The organism is Halomonas sp. BL6 (genome assembly GCF_006228115.1).
GTDB classification, from domain to species: Bacteria; Pseudomonadota; Gammaproteobacteria; order Pseudomonadales; family Halomonadaceae; genus Vreelandella; species Vreelandella piezotolerans.
In genome coordinates, this window is sequence record NZ_VDGL01000012.1 from 1,921 (window position 1) to 4,731 (window position 2,811).

1 rRNA gene is annotated in these 2,811 nt (G+C 54.8%); it reads left to right on the top strand.

The features are described 5' to 3' along the window. Positions 1-35: 35 nt before the first annotated feature. Positions 36-2,811: ribosomal RNA gene (locus tag FHJ80_RS17285) — 23S ribosomal RNA — on the top strand; the annotation flags it as partial.

Sequence of the window (2,811 nt, forward strand, 5' to 3'; positions counted from 1 at the left end):
GTCATTGCGAGACACCAGACCCCTTCGGGTTATAGGGTCAAGCAATGAAGCGCACACGGTGGATGCCTAGGCAGCCAGAGGCGATGAAAGACGTGGTAGCCTGCGATAAGGTTCGGTGAGGTGGCAAACGACCTGTGACCCGGACATCTCTGAATGGGGAAACCCACTCATCACAAGATGAGTATCTTGCGCTGAATCCATAGGCGTAAGAGGCGAACCAGGGGAACTGAAACATCTAAGTACCCTGAGGAAAAGAAATCAACCGAGATTCCCCTAGTAGCGGCGAGCGAACGGGGACCAGCCCTTAAGCGTGTGAAAGATTAGGCGAACAGACTGGGAAGTCTGGCCATAGCGGGTGATAGCCCCGTAGTCGAAAATCTGATCACGTGAAATCGAGTAGGTCGGGGCACGAGAAACCTTGACTGAAGACGGGGGGACCATCCTCCAAGGCTAAATACTCCTGGCTGACCGATAGTGAACCAGTACCGTGAGGGAAAGGCGAAAAGAACCCCGGAGAGGGGAGTGAAATAGATCCTGAAACCGTGTGCGTACAAGCAGTAGGAGCGGACTTGTTCCGTGACTGCGTACCTTTTGTATAATGGGTCAGCGACTTATATTCAGTGGCGAGGTTAACCGTATAGGGGAGCCGTAGGGAAACCGAGTCTTAACTGGGCGACACAGTCGCTGGATATAGACCCGAAACCGAGCGATCTATCCATGAGCAGGGTGAAGGTTGAGTAACATCAACTGGAGGCCCGAACCAGGATCTGTTGAAAAAGATTTGGATGACTTGTGGATCGGAGTGAAAGGCTAATCAAGCTCGGAGATAGCTGGTTCTCCTCGAAAGCTATTTAGGTAGCGCCTCACGTATCACCGCCGGGGGTAGAGCACTGTTTCGGCTAGGGGGTCATCCCGACTTACCAACCCGAGGCAAACTCCGAATACCGGTGAGTGCCAGCGTGGGAGACACACGGCGGGTGCTAACGTCCGTCGTGAAAAGGGAAACAACCCAGACCGTCAGCTAAGGTCCCCAAATCCTGGTTAAGTGGGAAACGATGTGGGAAGGCTCAGACAGCTAGGAGGTTGGCTTAGAAGCAGCCATCCTTTAAAGAAAGCGTAATAGCTCACTAGTCGAGTCGGCCTGCGCGGAAGATGTAACGGGGCTAAACCAGGTACCGAAGCTACGGGTTCACACGATGTGTGAGCGGTAGAGGAGCGTCGTGTAAGCCGATGAAGGTGTGTTGAGAAGCATGCTGGAGGTATCACGAGTGCGAATGCTGACATGAGTAACGATAAAGGGAGTGAAAAACTCCCTCGCCGGAAGACCAAGGGTTTCTGTTCGACGCTAATCGGAGCAGAGTGAGTCGGCCCCTAAGGCGAGGCCGAAAGGCGTAGTCGATGGGAAACGGGTCAATATTCCCGTACCGGACATGATTGCGATGGGGGGACGGAGAAGGCTAGGTGAGCCAGGCGTTGGTTGTCCTGGTGAAAGTGAGTAGGCTGAGTGCTTAGGTAAATCCGGGCGCTCAAGGCCGAGACACGAAACGAAGACACTACGGTGTCGAAGTCATTGATGCCACGCTTCCAGGAAAAGCCTCTAAGCTTCAGATCATGTGCGACCGTACCCCAAACCGACACAGGTGGTCAGGGTGAGAATCCCAAGGCGCTTGAGAGAACTCGGGTGAAGGAACTAGGCAAAATGGTGCCGTAACTTCGGGAGAAGGCACGCCGGCGTAGGGTGAGAGGACTTGCTCCTTCAGCCCGAACCGGTCGAAGATACCAGGTGGCTGCAACTGTTTAGTAAAAACACAGCACTCTGCTAACGCGCAAGCGGACGTATAGGGTGTGACGCCTGCCCGGTGCCGGAAGGTTAAGTGATGGTGTTAGGCCTCGGCCGAAGCTCTTGATCGAAGCCCCGGTAAACGGCGGCCGTAACTATAACGGTCCTAAGGTAGCGAAATTCCTTGTCGGGTAAGTTCCGACCTGCACGAATGGCGTAATGATGGCCACGCTGTCTCCACCCGAGACTCAGTGAAATTGAAATCGCCGTGAAGATGCGGTGTACCCGCGGCTAGACGGAAAGACCCCGTGAACCTTTACTATAGCTTCACACTGGACGCTGATGTTGCCTGTGTAGGATAGCTGGGAGGCTTTGAAACCCGGACGCCAGTTCGGGTGGAGCCAACCTTGAAATACCAGCCTGGCATCATTGGCGTTCTCACTCAGGTCCGTGATCCGGATCGAGGACAGTGTGTGGTGGGTAGTTTGACTGGGGCGGTCTCCTCCCAAAGCGTAACGGAGGAGCACGAAGGTACCCTCAGCACGGTCGGACATCGTGCAATGAGTGCAAGAGCATAAGGGTGCTTGACTGCGAGACAGACACGTCGAGCAGGTGCGAAAGCAGGTTCTAGTGATCCGGTGGTTCTGTATGGAAGGGCCATCGCTCAACGGATAAAAGGTACTCCGGGGATAACAGGCTGATACCGCCCAAGAGTTCACATCGACGGCGGTGTTTGGCACCTCGATGTCGGCTCATCACATCCTGGGGCTGAAGTCGGTCCCAAGGGTATGGCTGTTCGCCATTTAAAGTGGTACGCGAGCTGGGTTTAGAACGTCGTGAGACAGTTCGGTCCCTATCTGCCGTGGGCGTTGGATGTTTGAGAAGAGCTGCTCCTAGTACGAGAGGACCGGAGTGGACGACCCTCTGGTGTTCCGGTTGTCACGCCAGTGGCATTGCCGGGTAGCTATGGTCGGACGGGATAACCGCTGAAAGCATCTAAGCGGGAAGCCCCCTTCAAGATGAGACATCCC